This is a genomic window from Streptomyces sp. NPDC004788 (assembly GCF_053601115.1).
In genome coordinates this window covers 30,651-47,659 of record NZ_JBSGBF010000018.1, presented here as the reverse complement: position 1 = coordinate 47,659, position 17,009 = coordinate 30,651, and the positions used below count along the sequence as shown (strand labels likewise).

The window sequence follows — 17,009 nt, the reverse complement described above, 5'->3', positions numbered from 1 at the left end:
AGCTCATCGGGCCTGCCGCTCCCGCCGCAACCGAATTCAGCGGTCGGGGGCGACGGCTCAGGCCCGCTGCCAGACCGTGGTCGCGTTGCAGAACTCGCGGATGCCGTGCCCGGACAGCTCGCGCCCGTATCCCGAGCGTTTCACGCCGCCGAACGGCAGCGCGGGGTGGGAGGCGGTCATGCCGTTGACGAAGACGCCGCCCGCCTCCAGGTCCCGGACGAAGAAGGTGATGTCCTCGTCGTTGCGGGTCCAGACGTTCGAACTGAGTCCGAAGGGCGAGTCGTTGGCGACGGCGACGGCCTCCTCGATGTCGGCGACCGGATACAGGGTGGCGACCGGGCCGAAGGCCTCCTCGCGGTGGATGCGCATGGCCGGGGTGATGCCGGCGAGAACGGTCGGCTGGTAGAACCAGCCGCGCGGGAATCCGTCCGGGCGGCCGCCGCCGCACAGCACGGTCGCGCCCACGGAGACGGCGTCGTCCACCAGGGCCTCCAGGTCGACGCGGCCCTGTTCGGTGGCGAGCGGGCCGACGTCGGTGTCCTCGTCGAGCGGGTCGCCGACGGTGAGGGCGTTCATGGCGGCGGTGAAACGCTCGGCGAAGTCGTCGTACACGGCCTCGTGGATGATGAACCGCTTGGCGGCGATGCAGGACTGGCCGTTGTTCTGCACACGGGCGGTGACGGCGGTCTTGACGGCCCGGGGCAGGTCGGCCGAGGGCATCACGATGTACGGGTCGCTGCCGCCGAGCTCCAGGACCGTCTTCTTCACCTCGTCCCCCGCGATGGCGGCGACGGAGCGGCCGGCCGGTTCGCTGCCGGTGAGGGTGGCGGCCGCGACGCGGGGGTCGCGCAGCACGTCCTCGACGGCGCCGGAGCCGATCAGCAGGGTCTGGAAGCAGCCCTCGGGGAAGCCGGCGCGACGGAAGAGGTCGCCGAGGTAGAGGGCGGTCCGCGGCACGTTGGAGGCGTGCTTGAGGAGGCCGGTGTTGCCGGCCATCAGTGCGGGCGCGGCGAACCGGATCACCTGCCAGAGCGGGAAGTTCCACGGCATGACGGCGAGGATCGGGCCGAGCGGCCGGTAGTGCACCCGCGCCAGGTCGGCGCCCGAGTCCTGGACGTCGCGCTCGGCCGGCTGCTCGTCGGCCAGCAGCGCCTCCGCGTTCTGCGCGTACCAGCGCATGGCCTTGGCGCACTTGGCCGCCTCGGCGCGGGCCGCGACGATCGGCTTGCCCATCTCGGTGGTCATGGTGCGGGCGATGTCCTCGGCGTCCTCGTCGAGCAGCGCCGCGGCGGCGCGCATCAGCCGGGCGCGCTCGGCGAAGGAGGTGGTGCGGTACTGGCGGTACGCCTCGTGGGCGGCGCCGATCCGCCGCTCGACCTCCGCGGGCCCGTGGGCCTCGTAGGTGCGCAGTGTCTCGCCGGTCGCCGGATTCACGGTGGCGATGCCCATGTCGTCTCCTCGTGGCCTGGAGCCCCTCGCGCGCGATCTCCCCCACGGTCAACGTCTCGCGGACCGGGCCCGGCCGCAATCGGGGCGGGACGGCGGGGTGACCGGCGTCCACTCACGCGCGGCGGGCCACCCAGCGCAGGGCACCGCCGAGGTGGGCGCGGAACGCGGGATCGGCGTACGACTCGGAGGTGTGGCCGAGCGCGGTGAACAGCACCCGGCCCCGGCCGGGCACGGCCTCCCGGCACCAGACCAGGGGGTGGTCGGCGCCCATGGTGCCGCCGCGGTAGCTGGTCTCGTCGGCGCGGGCGAGGACGTGCACGCCGGTGGACCGCGGATCGGCGGTGAAGTCGTACCACTCGTCGGTCCACTCCCAGCGCGCCGGCAGCGCGGCCGTCGCCGGGTGGCCGTGATCGTCCACGCGGACGGTGCCGGGCTGGAGCTCGGGGTGGCCGTCGAAGCGGGTGCCGAGCAGCTCGCCGTAGAAGGGCCAGTCGGGTTCGGCGTTAGCCGCCGCGTGCACGGCGAGGACACCGCCCCCACCCCGTACGTACGCCTCGAACGCCGCCCGGCCCGCGTCGGTGAGCACCGTGCCGGTGGTGGAGAGCAGGACGACTGCGGCGCAGCGGGCCAGCCGGTCGGGCGTGAAGGCGGCGGGGTCCTCGGTGGCCTGGGCGGTGAGGCCGGTGGCGCGGGCGAGTTCGTCGAGGGCGGCGGCGCCGGCGGGGATGGAGTCGTGGCGGTAGCCGGCGGTGCGGGTGTAGACGAGGACGTCCACGGCGTCACGGGTGTTGCGGGTGTCGCGGGTGTCGCGGGCATTGCTGCTGGGCACGCTGTGCTCTCCCCTGCCTGTCGATGAGCGCGGTGTCGGCAGCGCCGTAGCGGTGAACGCCGTACGGCGAACGCCGCGCCAGTAAGGGCTTTGCCAGTAAGCGCTTTCACCCCGTCCGCCCCGACCGTAGCCAGCGAAAACGCCGCGCCGCAAGCCCCGGCCGTGCGGCAGACTGCGCCGATGGATCTGCTTCCACGGCCGCGCCGCGCCCTCGCCCATGTCTCCGCCCGTGCCACCGGCGGCCCGCTCGACCCCGCCCTGCGCGTGACGCTCAACTTCCACCCCACCTTCCTCTCCCGCCTCGCCGAGGACGGCGTCTACCGCTCACAGTTCGTCACCGGCACCAGCAACGGCGGGCTCACCGCACACCCCGGCGGTGACCGCTGGCACTGGGAGAGCCGGATGTTCGGGGGCGCATACGACGACGCCCCGGGGCACGAGCGGCCGGTGTACGGCGCGCTCGACCACCGGCGCCGCCCCTTCGGCGCCGCGCCGCGGTTCGGCTCCGCGCATCTGCGGCTCGGCGCCGCCACGCTGTCCCGGACCACCTTCTGCTATCCGGACAGCGTCCTGGAGCCGACGGACTTCGGTGTCGTGGAGCGGACGGCGCCGCTGATCGCGCTCGCGCTCGCAGACGGCCAGGACGCGCTCGACGACTACGTGGAGGCGCAGGTGCACGGGCCCGTCGAGCTCGCGCGGGACGTGGAGGCGCTGGTCCTGGACCCGTCGTTCCGGGGTACGGAAGTGGAGGCGGCGGCCCGGGCGCTGCCCTGCCCGGTCGAGTGGCACGGCGGCTTCCGGCTGTCGGTGACGGAGCTGCGGCGGCATCCGGAGTACCGCGGCGCCGCGTTCGTGGAGCTGGGTGAGGCCGTGGCCGTGGACGGGTGGCTGGACGCGCGGATCGTGCAGGAGGCTGCGGAGTCGGGGCGGTACGACCGGCAGGACGTGAAGCGGGTGTGGCACCTGCTCGCCCGGTTCGGGGCGCCCGACGCGTAGGAGGCCGAGTCCGGGGGGCGGGGCCGCCGCCGGGGGGGACGGGCAGACGGGCAGACGGCAGACGGCAGACGGCAGACGGCAGACGGCAGACGGCAGACGGGGACGCCCTCGCCACGGCCCCCTCCGCTTGAGCGGTGAGGTCATTGTCGTATCGGATACACCTCTGTATCTTTTGGCGCGCCCGCACACCCGCTGCCGCCGGAGGTCCTCATGAGCACCCTGCCGCCCGCCCTCGCCGCCGCCGTCGGCCCCCTGCCGGAGGGCGTCACGCTGCCGCTGCCGCCGCGCTTCGACTCGGTCGAGGAGGAGCGTCAGTACCGCAAGGAGCAACTGGCCGCCGGCTTCCGGATCTTCGGTCGGTTCGGCTTCTCCGAGGGCGTCGCCGGACACATCACGGTGCGCGACCCGGAGGCTCCGGACACCTTCTGGGTCAACCCGTTCGGCATGAGTTTCAACCAGATCAAGGCGTCCGACCTGATCCGCGTCGACCACGACGGGCGGGTGCTCGACGGCCGGCGCCCGGTCAACCGGGCCGCCTTCGTCATCCACTCCAAGGTCCACGCCGCCCGGCCGGACGCGATCGCCGCCGCGCACTCGCACTCCCTGCACGGCAAGGCGTTCTCCAGCCTGGGCGTGCCGCTCGACCCGATCACCCAGGACGCCTGCGCGTTCTTCGAGGACCACGGGATCTACGACGACTACCGCGGCGTCGTCAACGAGCTGGAGGAGGGCGAGCGCGTCGCCAAGGCGCTCGGCGCGTACAAGGCCGTGATCCTCAAGAACCACGGTCTGCTCACGGTCGGCCAGTCGGTCGCCGAGGCGGTCTGGTGGTTCGTCACGATGGAACGCTCCTGCCAGGCCCAGCTGTTGGCGATGGCCGCGGGCACCCCGCAGCTCATCGACCGCGAGACGGCGCTGCTCACCCGCGGTCAGATCGGCACGCCAGTGGCGGGATGGTTCCAGGCCCGTCCGCTGTGGGACCAGATCACGGCCTCGGACCCGGACCTCTTCGACTGACGCCCAGGGCTTACGAGGTCGGCGAAGGCGTCGGAGTCGGTGGAGGCGTCGGAGCCGTCGGAGTCGGCGGAGCCGACAGCACCGGGCGGGTGGCCGCCTCCAACAGCGGGGCCAGGAAGTCGCGTTCGAGGCTGCCCGGCGGCAGCTCGCCCGGTTCGACGTAGCTCTGGGCGAGGCCGCCCTCGCGCAGGGCCACGATCAGGCGGGCGAAGCGGTCGGCGTCCACGGTGAGTTCGCGGCCGGCGCGGCCGAGGACCAGCTCCAGGCCGCGGGCGAGTTCGGCGCGCAGCCGGGCCTCGTGGCGGGCGAGCGCCCGGGCCGCCTCGGCGTCGCGGATGGCGTGCAGGGTGAACTCCATGCTGACCAGGTACCAGTCGCGCTCGTCCGGCTCGACCCGCGCGGCGAGTTCGGCGAGCCGCTCCAGGGTGTACTCCTCCGGCGCGAGCGCGTCGATGGACTCGGCGAGCCGGTGCACGATCCGTTCGCCGTGCTCGTCGAAGAGGGCCAGGAAGAGCTCTTCCTTGCTGGCGAAGTTCGAGTAGTACGCGCCCCGCGTGAACCCGGCGCGCTCGCAGATCTGCTCGATCGACACCGCGTGGAAGCCGTGCTCGGCGAAGGTCTCCAGGGCCGCCCGCAACAGGGCCGCGCGGGTGCGGGGACGGCGCTTGGTGACACCTTTCGGCACGGGTGGCTCCTCCTTCGGGCCCCCGCCCGGGCGGCCGGGGGTCGGTCGGCCGCCCACGATACCGGCGGCCCGGCCGGGCGCGGTCCGGCCGCCGACGATAGGATTCACGCATGGGAGAGCGGCCCGTCGCGCCCGCCGCACCCGAACTGGTCCTCGAGATCGACGGGGACGCGACCGTGATGAACCCGGGTCGCGTCTATCGCATCGGACGCGACCCCACCAGCGACTTCGTGCTGGCCGACGCCCGGGCGTCCTGGCACCACGCGGTGCTGCGCGCGGTCGACGACCACTGGACGCTCGAGGACGTCGGCAGCACCAACGGCACCTACGCCGACGACCACCGGGTGGGCCTCAGCATGGTCGGCCCCGGCACGGTCATCCGCTTCGGCCACCCCTCGGAGGGGCCGATGGCGGTACTCCTCGCGGCCGCGCCCCCGGAACCCGTACGCGAACAGCCACCGCCCCCCGAGCCCGTACGACACGAGCCGCCGGCCCCGGAACCCGCACGCGGACAACCACCGGCCCCCGAGCCCGTACGACACGAGCCGCCGGCCCCGGAACCCGTACGGGAACAGCCCGCGCGCCCCGGACCCGTACCGCCCGAGCCCGGACCGCCCGGACCCGTACCGCCCGAGCCCGTACCCGTCGTGCCCGAGCCCGGACCACCCGGACCCGCCGCGGCCGAGCCCGTACCGGCCGCATCCGCGCAGCCGCCACCGCGCCCCTCCTCCGTCTCGTATCCCGCCCTGACCGGCACCTTCCGGCAGCCGACCTCCGTCCGTCCGCTGCCCGCGCACACCGTCCGCATCGGCCGCGCCGCCGACAGTGACCTGGTGGTCGACGACCTGACCGTCTCCCGGCGGCACGCGGAGCTGCGGGCTGCGCCGGACGGCACGTACTGGATCCACGACGTCGGCAGCCACAACGGCACCTTCCTCAACGGCCGCCCGGTCACCGAGGCGCGGGTGACGGCCGAGGACATCATCGGCATCGGTCACCACGCGTTCTGCCTCATCGGCGGGAATCTCGTCGAGTTCACCGACACCGGCGAGATCTCGCTCGACGTGCAGGAACTGGCCGTCACCGTCGACCACGGCCGCAAGACGCTGCTCGACGGCGTGTCGTTCCCGGTCGGGGAGAAGTGCCTGCTCGCGGTCGTCGGCCCGTCCGGCGCGGGCAAGTCGACCCTGCTCGGCGCGCTGACCGGGCAGCGGCCGGCCGACCGGGGCACCGTGCTCTACGACGGCCGCGACCTCTACCGCGACTACGCGGAGCTGCGCCAACGCATCGGCCTGGTCCCGCAGGACGACATCCTGCACCTCCAGCTGACCGTGCGCCGGGCCCTCGGTTACGCCGCCGAGCTGCGCTTCCCCGAGGACACCGCGGCCGCCGAGCGGCGCGCCCGGGTCGACGAGGTGATCTCGGAGCTGGGCCTGGAGGAGCGGGCCGGGCAGCCGATCCACAGCCTGTCCGGCGGTCAGCGCAAGCGGGTCAGCGTGGCCCTGGAGCTGCTGACGAAGCCCTCGCTGCTCTTCCTCGACGAGCCGACGTCCGGGCTCGACCCGGGCATGGACCGCTCGGTCATGCACATGCTGCGCGGGCTCGCCGACGACGGGCGGACGGTCGTCGTCGTCACGCACAGCGTGCTCAGCCTGGACGTGTGCGACCGGCTGCTCGTCCTCGCGCCCGGCGGCCGGGTGGCCTACTACGGTCCGCCCGGCGAGAGCCTGGACTTCTTCGGCTTCCCGCAGTGGCCGGAGGCCTTCGAGGCGTTCGAGAACGACCGGGAGCGGGACTGGGCGGCCCAGTACCGGGCCTCGCGCTTCCACCGTCGCTACATCGAGGAGGCCACCGTACGGCCGCCGTCCGCACGACCCGGGGCGGGCGCGGCACTGCCGGGCGCACCGCTGCCGGGCGCACCGCTGCCGGCGGGGGCCGCGCCGCCTCCGCCGCCGAAGGCGCAGAGCTGGGGTTCCCAGCTCCGTACCCTCGTACGGCGGTACGCGGCGGCCCTGTCCGCCGACCGGACCTTCCTGGCGATCATGGTGGCGCTGCCGTTCATCATGGGCGCGATGGCCCGCGCTCTGTCCGGGGGACGGCTGGACGCCGAGACAACGTTGAACGTGCTGCTGATCCTCTGCGTCGGCGCCGTGCTGACGGGCGCGGCGAACGCGGTGCGCGAGCTGGTCAAGGAGCGCAGCATCTACCGCCGCGAGAGAGCCGTGGGCCTGTCCCGCTCCGCGTACCTGATGTCGAAGGTGGTCGTCCTCGGCGCCGTCACCGTCGTACAGGCGGTGGTGCTCACGCTCGTGGCGCTGATCGGCGTGCCACTCGGGGCGCCCGACGGCAAGGGCGTGCTGATGCCGCCGCTGCTCGAACTGACACTGGCCGTCGCGCTGCTCGCGTTCACGGCGATGATGCTGGGCCTGTTCGTGTCGGCGCTGGTGCGCAAGGAGGAGGTGACGATGCCGTTGCTCGTCCTCCTCGCGATCGTCCAGGTGGTGTTCTGCGGTGCGCTGCTGAACGTGCGCGGCACGCCGGTCCTGGAGCAGCTGGCGTGGCTGGTGCCGTCGCGGTGGGCGTTCGCGGCGATGGGCGCGACGATCGACATCGGCGCGATCGTGCCGGACGACAAGACGGCCGATCCGCTGATGCACCACACGGTCGGCGCCTGGCTGTTCGACATGGGGATGCTGGTGGCGCTGTGCCTGGTCCTCGGTCTCGTGGTGGCCCGGCTGCTGCGCCGGCACGAGCCGGTCGTGATGCGGAAGTAGCCGGAGGAAGTTCGCTCGTAAGCGGAACAGCGGAGGTAGGTGGCCGTGGTCGCTGTGGATGGCGTGTCGGAGTACGTGCCGGACTTCCGGCCCACTCATGTGGTGCCGCGCGACGGGCTGCCCGCCTGGGAGGCGCCCGATCCCGCGCTGCCCACGGCGCCGCTCGACGCGTTCCTGCCGGTGCGGCTGCTCGACCGGGTCGGCGACTGGGGCCAGGTGCTGTGCTCCAACGGCTGGTCGGCTTGGGTCGACGCGCGGCTCCTCGTCTCCGTGCCCACCGATCCGCCCGCCGCCGGCCGTGCGCTCGCCCGGACCGCCGATCCGCGCCCGCTGATCGCGCGGGCCGAGGACGCGCTGGGCCGTTACCGGCGGGCGGCGGAGGAGCTGGCTGCGGGGCGGGCGGACGGCGAGACGTTCCGGCAGCGGACCCGGGGGCTTCGGGTGGGGATGGTGGTCGACGGGGAGGCGGTGTGGCTGTACGACGCGGAGCACGAGCGCTGGGTGTTCTGCGACGGCCGGGGGCTGAGCACGTACGCGGCCTCGTCGGCGCCGTCGGCGGCGACGCCGCCCGCCGAGGCGACGCACGAACCGACGCAGGTGGTGCCGCAGCTCGACGCCGACGGCCCCGGGGCCACCCAGGTGGTGCGGGAGCAGCCGGCGGCCGGGCCGGGTGAGGCCGGATGACCCGGGCGCCGGGCCGCGGAACGGGCGCCGTGGGCGGCATCGGCGGCGGCACCGGTCGTGGCGTCGTCGGCCGTGATGCCGACGGTGGCGCCAACCACGCCGGCGACCGGGGCGCCGGCCGTGATGCCGGCCGGGGCGCGAACCGCGGTACCGAGCGGGGCGCCGGCCGTGGCGCCGGTCGTGATGCCGGCCGTGGCGACGGTCGTGGCATGGACGCCGACGGCGCGCTGCCGGCCGGGCGCGAGTCGGGGCTCATCGGGAAGCGGGTCGCCGGCTACGTCGTCGAGGCCGAGATCGGGCGCGGCGGCATGGCCGTCGTCTACCGGGCGCACGACCTGAACCTGGACCGCACGGTGGCGCTGAAGCTGCTGGCACCGGAGCTGGCCCGCAACGACACCTTCCGCAAGCGCTTCACGCACGAGTCCCGGGTGGCGGCGGCCATCGACCACCCGCACATCGTGCCGGTCTTCGAGGCGGGCGAGACGGAGGGCGTCCTGTACATCGCGATGCGGTACGTGCCGGGGCAGGACCTGCGGGCGCTCCTCGACCGCGAGGGGCGCCTGGAGCCGGTGACGGCGGGACGGATCGCGGTGCAGGTGGCCTCGGCGCTGGACGCGGCACACGCGCACGACCTGGTGCACCGCGACGTGAAGCCCGGCAACATCCTGGTGGCCGAGGGCACCGACCGGGACCATCCGGAGCACGTCTATCTGACCGACTTCGGCCTGACGAAGAAGTCCCTTTCCCTGACCGGGTTCACGACGGTGGGACAGTTCGTCGGGACGCTCGACTACGTGGCGCCCGAGCAGATCTCGGGCAAGCCGGTGGACGGCCGCTGCGACGTGTACAGCCTCGCCTGCGTGGTCTTCGAGACGCTGACGGGCGTGCCGCCGTTCCGCCGGGACGACGACATGGCACTTTTGTGGGCGCATCAGTACGACCCGCCGCCTCGGCTGTCGGAGGAACGGCCGGGTCTGCCGGACGCGGCCGACGCGGTCCTGGCGAAGGCGCTGGCGAAGGCTCCGGAGGAGCGTTACGGGACATGTCTGGAGTTCGTCGCGGAGCTGCGGGCGGCCCTGGAGCGGGGCCTGCGGTCGAAGTCGACGGCCGTGGTCGGGACGGCCCCCGCCGACAGCGGGAAGTGGCCGCAGGGCCCGCCGCCGGAGCCGCCGACCTGGGCGCGCCCGGTGTTCCGGGAGCTGTAAGGGCTTTGCCAGTGGTCCGGAGGCTGCGGGGGCCGGTGGCCCGGGAACTGCGTGGGCCGGTGGCCCGGCAACTGCGTGGGCCGGTGGCCCGGGAACTGCGTGGGCCGGTGGTCTGGAATGTGCAGGGGCCGGTGGCCCGGGAACTGTAAGGGCCGGTGGTCCGGGAACTGCAAGGGTTGTGGGGCTTTACGCCTGCTTCTGCGGCGGCGGAGAGGCCTCGACCTCGCCGCGGCGGTGGACGGGCTTGGCCAGGAGCCCGCCGAGGAAACCGGCGACCAGGCCCCAGAGCAGGGCGAGTCCGACGGTGGTCCAGACGTTGGGGCGGAGCAGGACCGTGCCGCCGAGCGCGTCGAGGTCGCCGATGCCGATGACCGACAGGCCGAAGTGGGCCTCGACGAGGGTCAGCGGGGTGACGACCAGCATCGCGACGGCGAAGCCGATGCCCAGGTGGAGTCCGTGCCGCCAGGGTGGGACGCGGGCGGGCGAGCGGGCGGCCATGACGAACGCGGCGCCGAGCACGAGCACGGCGGCGACCGGCAGCAGCCACCAGGCGCGGGCGTCGTAGGACGCGAGGGTGGCCAGGTCGACGGTCGACAGGTCCTTGCCGCCGTTCCCGCCGCGCAGCACCTCGTCGAGGATCTGCGGCATGGGCAGGCCGAACGGGCCCTCGGCCCGGCCCTCCCAGGAGCCGCCGATGCCGATGCCGAGCGCCAGCCAGGTGACGTTGGGCAGGCCGAGCAGCAGCACGGCGAACGTCTGGGCGGCGTGCCCCTTCGTGGCGGCGACGACCAGGCCGATGACGAGGCCGACGAACACGTAAGCGAGCAGCAGGAGCAGCAGCGCGGAGGCGGCGGGGCGGACGGCCTGGTGGTGGCGGACGAACCGGGCCGGCAGGGGGGTGCGGCGGGAGACGAGGAGGGCGACGACCAGGACGCCGAGGATCCACAGCAGGCCGTAGAAGAGGGTGGGGCCGTAGTCGGTGCGGAAGCCGACGCTGGGGTTGGTGGCGTCGAGGAGGCCCTTGAACAGGTCGGCGAGGTCGCCCGTCGTCGTGGCTTCCTGGTCGGAGCCGCCGAGGCTGATCGGGAAGTCGTGGCGGGCGAGGGCGGAGACGCCGGCGAGCGCGGCCAGCCAGAGCACGACGGTGGGCACGGCGAGCGCGAGCAGGTCGCGGCCGCGGGCGACGGCGTGGTGGCGCAGCGGGCGCAGGAACAGGGTTCCGGCGACGAGTGCGCCCACCAGGGTGACGGTCAGGGGCATGGCGGTGAGTTCGGCCTGGGTGCCGGCGAGGTCTCCGGCCTGGCCGGAGAGGCCGACCTGGCCGCCGGAGGCCATGACGACGACCGCGGCGGTGACGGACGCGAACGCGCCGGCGCCGCCCGGCAGGTCGGCCGCGCCCGCGGCCCACAGGCCGAGGGCGGCGGTGACGCCCATCGCGACGAAGCCGGCGACGACGGTGCCGAGTGCCGCCGCCAGGTCGCGGGCGAAGTGCTCGCCGAGGTCACCGGGGGCGGACCGGCCTTGGGAGGTGGGGAGCCGCGTGCTCACCCTGCACACGCTAATACGGGCGGGTGCGGTCCGCTTGCGGGCTGCACCCGGTCGACGCACACAATGGGCGCGGAACGGAAGAAAGGGAAACAACGTGACTTCCCACCCGCCTTCCGGGCAGCCCTCGGTCCCTCCGACCGGCCCGCCTTCGGGCCCGCTGTCGGGCCCCGGTACACGCCCTGGCCAGACCACACCCCCGCCGTCCTCCGGCCCGCCGCACGGCGGTTCGGGCGGAGGTTCCGGCGGCGGCGGCTCCGGGGGCGGTGGCGGCGGTTCCGGCGGCGGTAGGGGCCCGAGCGCGCCGAGAGGCGGTGGCGGCGGGGGCCCGTGGTGGCGCTCGGTGCCCAGGGTGGCCTCGCTGACGGCCGTGCTGGTGGCGGCGGTGGCGCTGATCGTGGTGCTGACCCAGCGGGGTGACAACGGCAACTCGAACCAGGCCGGTTCGAGCGGCAGCGAGATCTTCGCGCAGAACGCCGCCGCGAGCGGCCCCTATCCCTTCACCGGCTCCACGGCCCGTACGGGTGCCTCGTTCTCGCCGCCGGCGCTGCCCAGTCAGACCGGCGGGGACGCCAACGCGACGCGCCCCGTGTCGGGTTCCGCCCCGGGCCTCTACGGCGGGACGCAGCACGCGGCGAGCTGCGACGTCGAGCGCCAGATCCGCTTCCTCGCCGACGAGCCCGCCAAGAACGCGGCCTTCGCCTCGACGGTCGGCATCCCGGCCGGCGATGTCCCGGGCTATCTGCGCTCGCTGACGTCGGTTCAGCTGCGGGTGGACACCCGGGTGACCAACCACGGCTTCCGCGACGGTTCCGCGTTCGCCTTCCAGTCGGTGCTCCAGGCCGGCACCGCGGTCATGGTGGACGACCACGGGGTACCGAGGGTGCGGTGCGCCTGCGGCAATCCGCTGACGCCGCCGGTGGCGCAGAAGTCGCCGAAGCAGGTCGGCACGGCCTGGCCCGGCTTCCGCGCGAACAACGTGGTCTTCGTGCAGCCGTCCGTGACGGTGATCAACATCTTCGTGATCTTCGACCCGGACTCGGACCACTTCATCGCCCGTCCTCGCGGTCACGAGGGTCACCGGCACGACCGGCCGACGACTCCCCCGCCGCCGCCGTCGACCTCCCCGTCCACCTCGCCCTCCACGTCCCCGTCGACCTCGGCGTCGACGTCGCCGTCCACGTCGCCGAGCAGCCCGCTGCCCTGCGTCACGGTGACGGGCAACGAGACCCCGGCCCCCGTGAACGGCGTCACCCCCTCGCCGTGCCCGTCCACGCTGTCCTCCCCGCCGGCCTCGTCGAGCAGCCCGCCGACGTCGGCCTCGACCTCGGCGTCGACTTCGGCGCCCGCGTCCGAGTCGGCGTCCCAGTCGGCGTCCTCGGCCGCGCCCTCGACGCTGTCGTCGCCACCGGAGTCGCAGTCCCAGTCGGCCTCGGCGCCGTCCTCGTCGCTGTCGTCGTCGCTGTCCTCGGGTTCGGCGTCGTCCTCGTCGCTGTCCTCCGGTTCGGCGTCGACTTCGCCGTCCCGGTCGGGTACGCCGGGCAGTCAGCCGCTGATCTGAGCGCGCGGGGCGTACGCCCCCGCCTCCGGTACGTCGGTACGGGCGGCGTGCCGCCTCAGCACCCGCGCCTCACCACGGCGCAACTCGGGGCCCGGGACCACCAGTACGGGGTCCCGGGCCCCCGTCATGACCCCGCGCAGCACCGGCCGCCGCCGCAGCCGCCCGAACCGGCCCCGGCGCGGGGTCATCCCGAGCACCAGCAGGTCCCCCGGCCGTGCGGCCGCCCTGAGCAGCGCCGCGGCGGGGGCGTCCCGCACGACGCGGCAGTCCACGGCGGTGTCCTCCGGCAGGCCGCCGAGGCCATCGTCGAAGGCCCGCGCGAGCCGCTGCCGGGCCTCGCCGGCCCACATCTCGGCCCAGGCCAGGTCCGGGCTGCGGGCATGGAGCGCCTCTCCCTCGGGCGGTTCCCAGGCGAGGACCGCGAGCAGCGGGGCGCCGTCGCGGCGGGCGAGGGCGGTGGCGTGGCGGAGGGCGGCGAGCGAAGCGAGCGAGCCGCTGACGCCGACGACGATCCTGGTCATGCCTGGGCCCCTCGGCGCAGGACCCGCCGCAGGGATTGGATCCAACATCCGATATCCCGCGTGCTGGATCCAATGTCCTGGGATCCAATGTCCTGCGATCGCGCGGGGCTGGATCCAACATCCGATGTTCTGGATCCAGCCTGTTGCACCGTGGATCCGATATCCCGGGCCTTGGATCCAATCTCCCGCATCTTGGATCCCATCCCCCACGGCCGCAGGACCGGCTCCTCGGCGCGGCGCTGCCACATCCTTTCGTCGCGGTCGGTCACGTACTCGGACATCTCCCCATGCTCCTTCCCAGGGCCACCAGGCCACTGACAGGAGTCTGTAGCCTTATTGGCCTGGACAGCACAGCCAATGGGGAGTGATTGGCATGGCAGAGGGTCGAGTGGTCCGCAGCGTGGTCGCCCTGCCGGACCGCATGCTGAGCGGGCGGCAGCTGGCGGCGTTGCTCACCCCGCCCGCCGAGGGCCGGTTCGGTTACCGCGAACTGGCCCGGGCGGTGCGGCAGGCGCTGCTCGACGGGCGGGTCGCGCTGCGGATGCGCCTGCCCGCCGAACGGGAGCTGGCCACCGCGCTCGGGGTGAGCAGGACCACGGTGACCGCCGCCTACGACCTGCTCCGCGAAAGCGGCTACGCACACAGCCGGCAGGGTGCCGGCACCTGGACGGCGCTGCCCGAGAACGAGTCGCCGACCGGGCCCGCCGCCCTGCACGGGGACACCGGGGCGGTCATCGACCTGGCACTCGCCGCGCCCGAGGCGCCGGCCGGTCTGCTGACGGAGGCGCTGGCGCAGGCCGCCGAGGAGCTGCCCCGGCTCGCGACCGCGCAGGGCTACCACCCGTACGGGATCCCGGAACTGCGGGCCGCCATCGCCGACCGGTACACCGCGCGCGGGCTGCCCACCCGGCCGGAGCAGATCCTCGTCACGACCGGCGCCCAGCAGGCCCTGGCGCTCGCGCTCGCACTGCTCGGCGGGCCCGGCGACCGGGTGCTGGCCGAGAACCCCTCGTACCCCAACGCCCTGGACGCCATGCGCGGCCACCGGCTGCGCATCACCCCCGTGCCGGTCACCGAGACCGGCTGGGACAGCGGGCTGATCGACGCGGCGCTGCGGCAGACCGCGCCCCGGCTCGCCTATCTCATCCCCGACTTCCACAACCCGACCGGCCGGCTGATGCCGGAGGAACAGCGGCGGGAGGTCGCCCGGGCGGCGCGGGCCACCGGGACCTGGCTGATCGTGGACGAGACGCTCACCGAGACGGCCCTGGACGTGCCGGCTCCGGCGCCGTTCGCGGCCACGGCCGGGCCCGGCACCGGGGAACAGCTGATCACCGTCGGATCGCTCAGCAAGAGCTGCTGGGGCGGACTGCGGGTGGGCTGGGCGCGGGCATCAGCGCGGGTGGTGACCGAACTGGCCCGGGTACGGATCACCCACGACCTCGCCGGTTCGGTGCTCGACCAGCTCGTCGCCGTCGCCCTGATGGACCGCATCGACCCGCTGCTGCCGGCCCGCGCGGCCGAGCTGCGGCGCCGCCGTGACGCCCTGGTGACGGCGCTCGCCCGGCACGTACCCGAATGGCACTGGACGCTGCCGCCCGGCGGCCTCTGCCTCTGGATCGACCTCGGCCGGTCGATCGCCTCGCAACTGGCGGCGCGGGCGCTGCGGCACGGCGTACGGGTGGAGGGCGGCGCCCGGTTCGGGGTGGACCCCGGCACCCACGAGCACCGGCTCCGCATCCCGTACGCGCTGCCGGGCGAGGTGTACGACACGGCGGCCGAACGGCTCGCGGCGGCCCTGGAAGGCGCCCCGGCCCGGTTCGCAGACCCTGGCCTGCCGGACTGGGTGGCCTGAGACCCGCTCACTGAGCCCCGGTCACCGCCGACGGGCCGTCGCCCCGGCTGCTCCGATAATCGGATGCCCGGGGCAACGGCCCTGTGTACGGTCGTACGAGTGGAACCCCTGACCGACAAAGAGATCCGCGCGTCCTTCGTGAACTGCACGAAGGGTGACGCGGCCCGGATGAAGCTGCCGCTCGACTTCGCCGAGCTGCCCTGGCCCGACCTGGACTTCCTGGGCTGGGTGGACCCGGGCGCGCCGCTGCGCGCCCACCTCGTCGTGCCGCGCCCCGACGGCCCGGTCGGCGTCACGCTGCGGGTGCCGGCCGTCGGCCGCACCAGCGCGATGAAGTCCAGCATGTGCCAGATCTGCCTGACCTCGCACGCCTCCTCCGGCGTGACCCTGCTGGCCGCGCCGCTGGCGGGCGCCCGGGGCCGCGAGGGCAACACGGTCGGCACCTACATCTGCGCCGACCTCGCCTGCCCGCTCTACGTCCGGGGCCTGCGGCAGCCCAAGCTGCGAGGCCGCCGGCACGAGGAGTCGCTGACGCTGGAGCAGCAGGTCGAGCGGATGAACGGCAACCTCAACGCCTTCGTGGACCGGGTGACGGCCGGCTAGCGACCGTCAGCGGAAGGCCTGCTCGCCGGTGAGCGCCTTGCCGATGACCAGGGCGTGCACCTCGCTGGTGCCCTCGTAGGTGAGGACCGACTCCAGGTTGTTGGCGTGGCGCAGCACCGGGTACTCCAGGGTGATGCCGTTCGCGCCGAGAATCGTGCGGCACTCGCGGGCGATGGCGATGGCCTCGCGGACGTTGTTCAGCTTGCCGACGCTGATCTGCTCGGGGGCGAGCGCGCCCTGGTCCTTGAGCCGGCCGAGGTGGAGCGCGAGCAGCATGCCCTTGCCGAGCTCCAGGGCCATGTCGGCGAGCTTCTGCTGGGTGAGCTGGTACGAGGAGAGCGGCCGCGCGAAGACGGTGCGGTCGCCCGCGTACGAGATGGCCGTCTCCAGGCAGTCGCGGGCGGCGCCGAGGGCGCCGAAGACGATGCCGAAGCGGGCCTCGTTGAGGCAGCCGAGCGGGCCGGACAGCCCACGGGCCTCGGGGAGCATCGCGTCGGCGGGCAGCCGCACGTCCTCGAAGACCAGTTCGCTGGTGACGCTGGCGCGCAGGGACAGCTTCTGCTTGATCTCGGGCGCGCTGAATCCGGGGGTGTCGGTGGGCACGACGAAGCCGCGCACGCCCTCCTCGGTGCGCGCCCAGACGACGGCGACGTCGGCGACGGAACCGTTGGTGATCCACATCTTGGTCCCGTTGAGGACCCAGTCCGAGCCGTCCCGCTTGGCGTTGGTACGCATGGCGCCCGGGTCGGAGCCGGCGTCCGGCTCGGTCAGGCCGAAGCAGCCGATGTACTCGCCGGCCGCCATCCCGGGCAGCCAGCGCTGCTTCTGCTCCTCGGAGCCGAACTTCCAGATCGCGTACATGGCGAGCGAGCCCTGCACGGAGACGAGCGAGCGCAGTCCGGAGTCGACGGCCTCCAGCTCCATGCAGGCGAGGCCGTAGGCCACGGAGTTGGTCCCCGCGCAGCCGTAGCCCTCCAGGTGCATCCCGAGGACGCCGAGCCCGCCGAGCGTGCGGGCGAGTTCGCGGGCGGGGATGGCACCCGACTCGAACCAGCCGGCGATGTGCGGACGCAGTTCGCGGTCGGCGAGGGCCCGCACGGTGCGGCGGATCTCTCGCTCCTCGTCGGTGAGCAGTCCGTCGATCGCGAGCAGATCGAGGGGGTGGACGGGCGACGACTGCGGCGACGACTTCACGGACGGCCTCCTGGCGACTGTGGCAACTCGGCGAGCGGAAGCGTAGCCCTAGATTGGATATTGGATCCAGTATTGAATATCCGATCTCCAG

Annotated in this window: 14 protein-coding genes; 8 read left to right on the top strand and 6 right to left on the bottom strand. The window is 73.8% G+C overall.

The genetic code is table 11. The features are described 5' to 3' along the window. Window positions 1-57: 57 nt before the first annotated feature. Both ACWEJX_RS11185 and ACWEJX_RS11180 read right to left on the bottom strand, forming a co-directional pair. Complete coding sequence (locus ACWEJX_RS11185; protein ID WP_451607212.1) at window positions 58-1,449, bottom strand: NADP-dependent succinic semialdehyde dehydrogenase; 1,392 nt, start codon at window positions 1,447-1,449, stop codon at window positions 58-60. Between the two features lie 112 nt (window positions 1,450-1,561). Continuing rightward, window positions 1,562-2,278 (bottom strand): ThuA domain-containing protein, encoded by a 717-nt coding sequence (locus ACWEJX_RS11180; protein WP_451607211.1) that lies wholly within the window; start codon window positions 2,276-2,278, stop codon window positions 1,562-1,564. A gap of 180 nt (window positions 2,279-2,458) precedes the next feature. On the opposite strand from ACWEJX_RS11180, the gene ACWEJX_RS11175 reads away from it, so the two are divergent. Beyond that, window positions 2,459-3,274, top strand: a complete 816-nt coding sequence (locus ACWEJX_RS11175; protein WP_451607210.1) for a DUF3626 domain-containing protein — start codon at window positions 2,459-2,461, stop codon at window positions 3,272-3,274. A gap of 210 nt (window positions 3,275-3,484) precedes the next feature. After that, complete coding sequence (locus ACWEJX_RS11170) at window positions 3,485-4,291, top strand: class II aldolase/adducin family protein (RefSeq protein ID WP_451607209.1); 807 nt, start codon at window positions 3,485-3,487, stop codon at window positions 4,289-4,291. Window positions 4,292-4,301: 10 nt separating this feature from the next. Here the strand turns inward: ACWEJX_RS11170 and ACWEJX_RS11165 are convergent, their stop codons facing one another. Beyond that, entirely contained in the window at window positions 4,302-4,976 is a 675-nt protein-coding gene (locus tag ACWEJX_RS11165; RefSeq protein ID WP_451607208.1) for a TetR/AcrR family transcriptional regulator, read from the bottom strand. Between the two features lie 110 nt (window positions 4,977-5,086). On the opposite strand from ACWEJX_RS11165, the gene ACWEJX_RS11160 reads away from it, so the two are divergent. The 3 genes from ACWEJX_RS11160 to ACWEJX_RS11150 all read left to right on the top strand — a co-directional run bounded on the left by ACWEJX_RS11160 (window position 5,087) and on the right by ACWEJX_RS11150 (window position 9,639). Further along, complete coding sequence (locus ACWEJX_RS11160; RefSeq protein WP_451607207.1) at window positions 5,087-7,750, top strand: FHA domain-containing protein; 2,664 nt, start codon at window positions 5,087-5,089, stop codon at window positions 7,748-7,750. Window positions 7,751-7,795: 45 nt separating this feature from the next. Beyond that, window positions 7,796-8,434 (top strand): hypothetical protein, encoded by a 639-nt coding sequence (locus ACWEJX_RS11155; RefSeq protein WP_451607206.1) that lies wholly within the window; start codon window positions 7,796-7,798, stop codon window positions 8,432-8,434. A 209-nt stretch (window positions 8,435-8,643) separates the two neighbouring features. Then, window positions 8,644-9,639, top strand: a complete 996-nt coding sequence (locus tag ACWEJX_RS11150) for a serine/threonine-protein kinase (protein ID WP_451607205.1) — start codon at window positions 8,644-8,646, stop codon at window positions 9,637-9,639. A 186-nt stretch (window positions 9,640-9,825) separates the two neighbouring features. On the opposite strand, the gene ACWEJX_RS11145 is transcribed toward ACWEJX_RS11150, so the two are convergent. Continuing rightward, window positions 9,826-11,196, bottom strand: coding sequence for a streptophobe family protein (locus tag ACWEJX_RS11145; protein WP_451607204.1), 1,371 nt, complete (start codon window positions 11,194-11,196; stop codon window positions 9,826-9,828). A gap of 85 nt (window positions 11,197-11,281) precedes the next feature. Between ACWEJX_RS11145 and ACWEJX_RS11140 the strand changes: the two genes are divergently transcribed. After that, on the top strand, window positions 11,282-12,745 hold the full coding sequence (locus ACWEJX_RS11140) for a DUF6777 domain-containing protein (protein ID WP_451607203.1): 1,464 nt from the start codon (window positions 11,282-11,284) through the stop codon (window positions 12,743-12,745). Here the strand turns inward: ACWEJX_RS11140 and ACWEJX_RS11135 are convergent. Continuing rightward, on the bottom strand, window positions 12,730-13,266 hold the full coding sequence (locus ACWEJX_RS11135; protein WP_451607202.1) for a universal stress protein: 537 nt from the start codon (window positions 13,264-13,266) through the stop codon (window positions 12,730-12,732). The two genes, ACWEJX_RS11140 and ACWEJX_RS11135, sit on opposite strands and share 16 nt — an antisense overlap. A 373-nt stretch (window positions 13,267-13,639) precedes the next feature. Here ACWEJX_RS11135 and yczR point away from each other — a divergent pair, with 373 nt between their 5' ends. Then, window positions 13,640-15,121 (top strand): MocR-like transcription factor YczR, encoded by a 1,482-nt coding sequence (gene yczR / locus ACWEJX_RS11130; RefSeq protein WP_451607201.1) that lies wholly within the window; start codon window positions 13,640-13,642, stop codon window positions 15,119-15,121. A 99-nt stretch (window positions 15,122-15,220) separates the two neighbouring features. After that, window positions 15,221-15,724, top strand: a complete 504-nt coding sequence (locus tag ACWEJX_RS11125) for an FBP domain-containing protein (RefSeq protein ID WP_451607200.1) — start codon at window positions 15,221-15,223, stop codon at window positions 15,722-15,724. A gap of 6 nt (window positions 15,725-15,730) precedes the next feature. On the opposite strand, the gene ACWEJX_RS11120 is transcribed toward ACWEJX_RS11125, so the two are convergent. Then, entirely contained in the window at window positions 15,731-16,918 is a 1,188-nt protein-coding gene (locus ACWEJX_RS11120; RefSeq protein ID WP_451607199.1) for an acyl-CoA dehydrogenase family protein, read from the bottom strand. Between the last annotated feature and the right edge of the window lie 91 nt (window positions 16,919-17,009).

Bases quoted from the DNA above. Each gene is read 5' to 3' on its own strand.
- ACWEJX_RS11170 (WP_451607209.1), top strand. From the start codon at position 3,485: ATGAGCACCCTGCCGCCCGCCCTCGCCGCCGCCGTCGGCCCCCTGCCG.
- ACWEJX_RS11135 (WP_451607202.1), bottom strand. From the start codon at position 13,266: ATGACCAGGATCGTCGTCGGCGTCAGCGGCTCGCTCGCTTCGCTCGCC.
- ACWEJX_RS11175 (WP_451607210.1), top strand. From the start codon at position 2,459: ATGGATCTGCTTCCACGGCCGCGCCGCGCCCTCGCCCATGTCTCCGCC.
- ACWEJX_RS11160 (WP_451607207.1), top strand. From the start codon at position 5,087: ATGGGAGAGCGGCCCGTCGCGCCCGCCGCACCCGAACTGGTCCTCGAG.
- ACWEJX_RS11150 (WP_451607205.1), top strand. From the start codon at position 8,644: ATGGACGCCGACGGCGCGCTGCCGGCCGGGCGCGAGTCGGGGCTCATC.
- ACWEJX_RS11185 (WP_451607212.1), bottom strand. From the start codon at position 1,449: ATGGGCATCGCCACCGTGAATCCGGCGACCGGCGAGACACTGCGCACC.
- yczR (WP_451607201.1), top strand. From the start codon at position 13,640: ATGGCAGAGGGTCGAGTGGTCCGCAGCGTGGTCGCCCTGCCGGACCGC.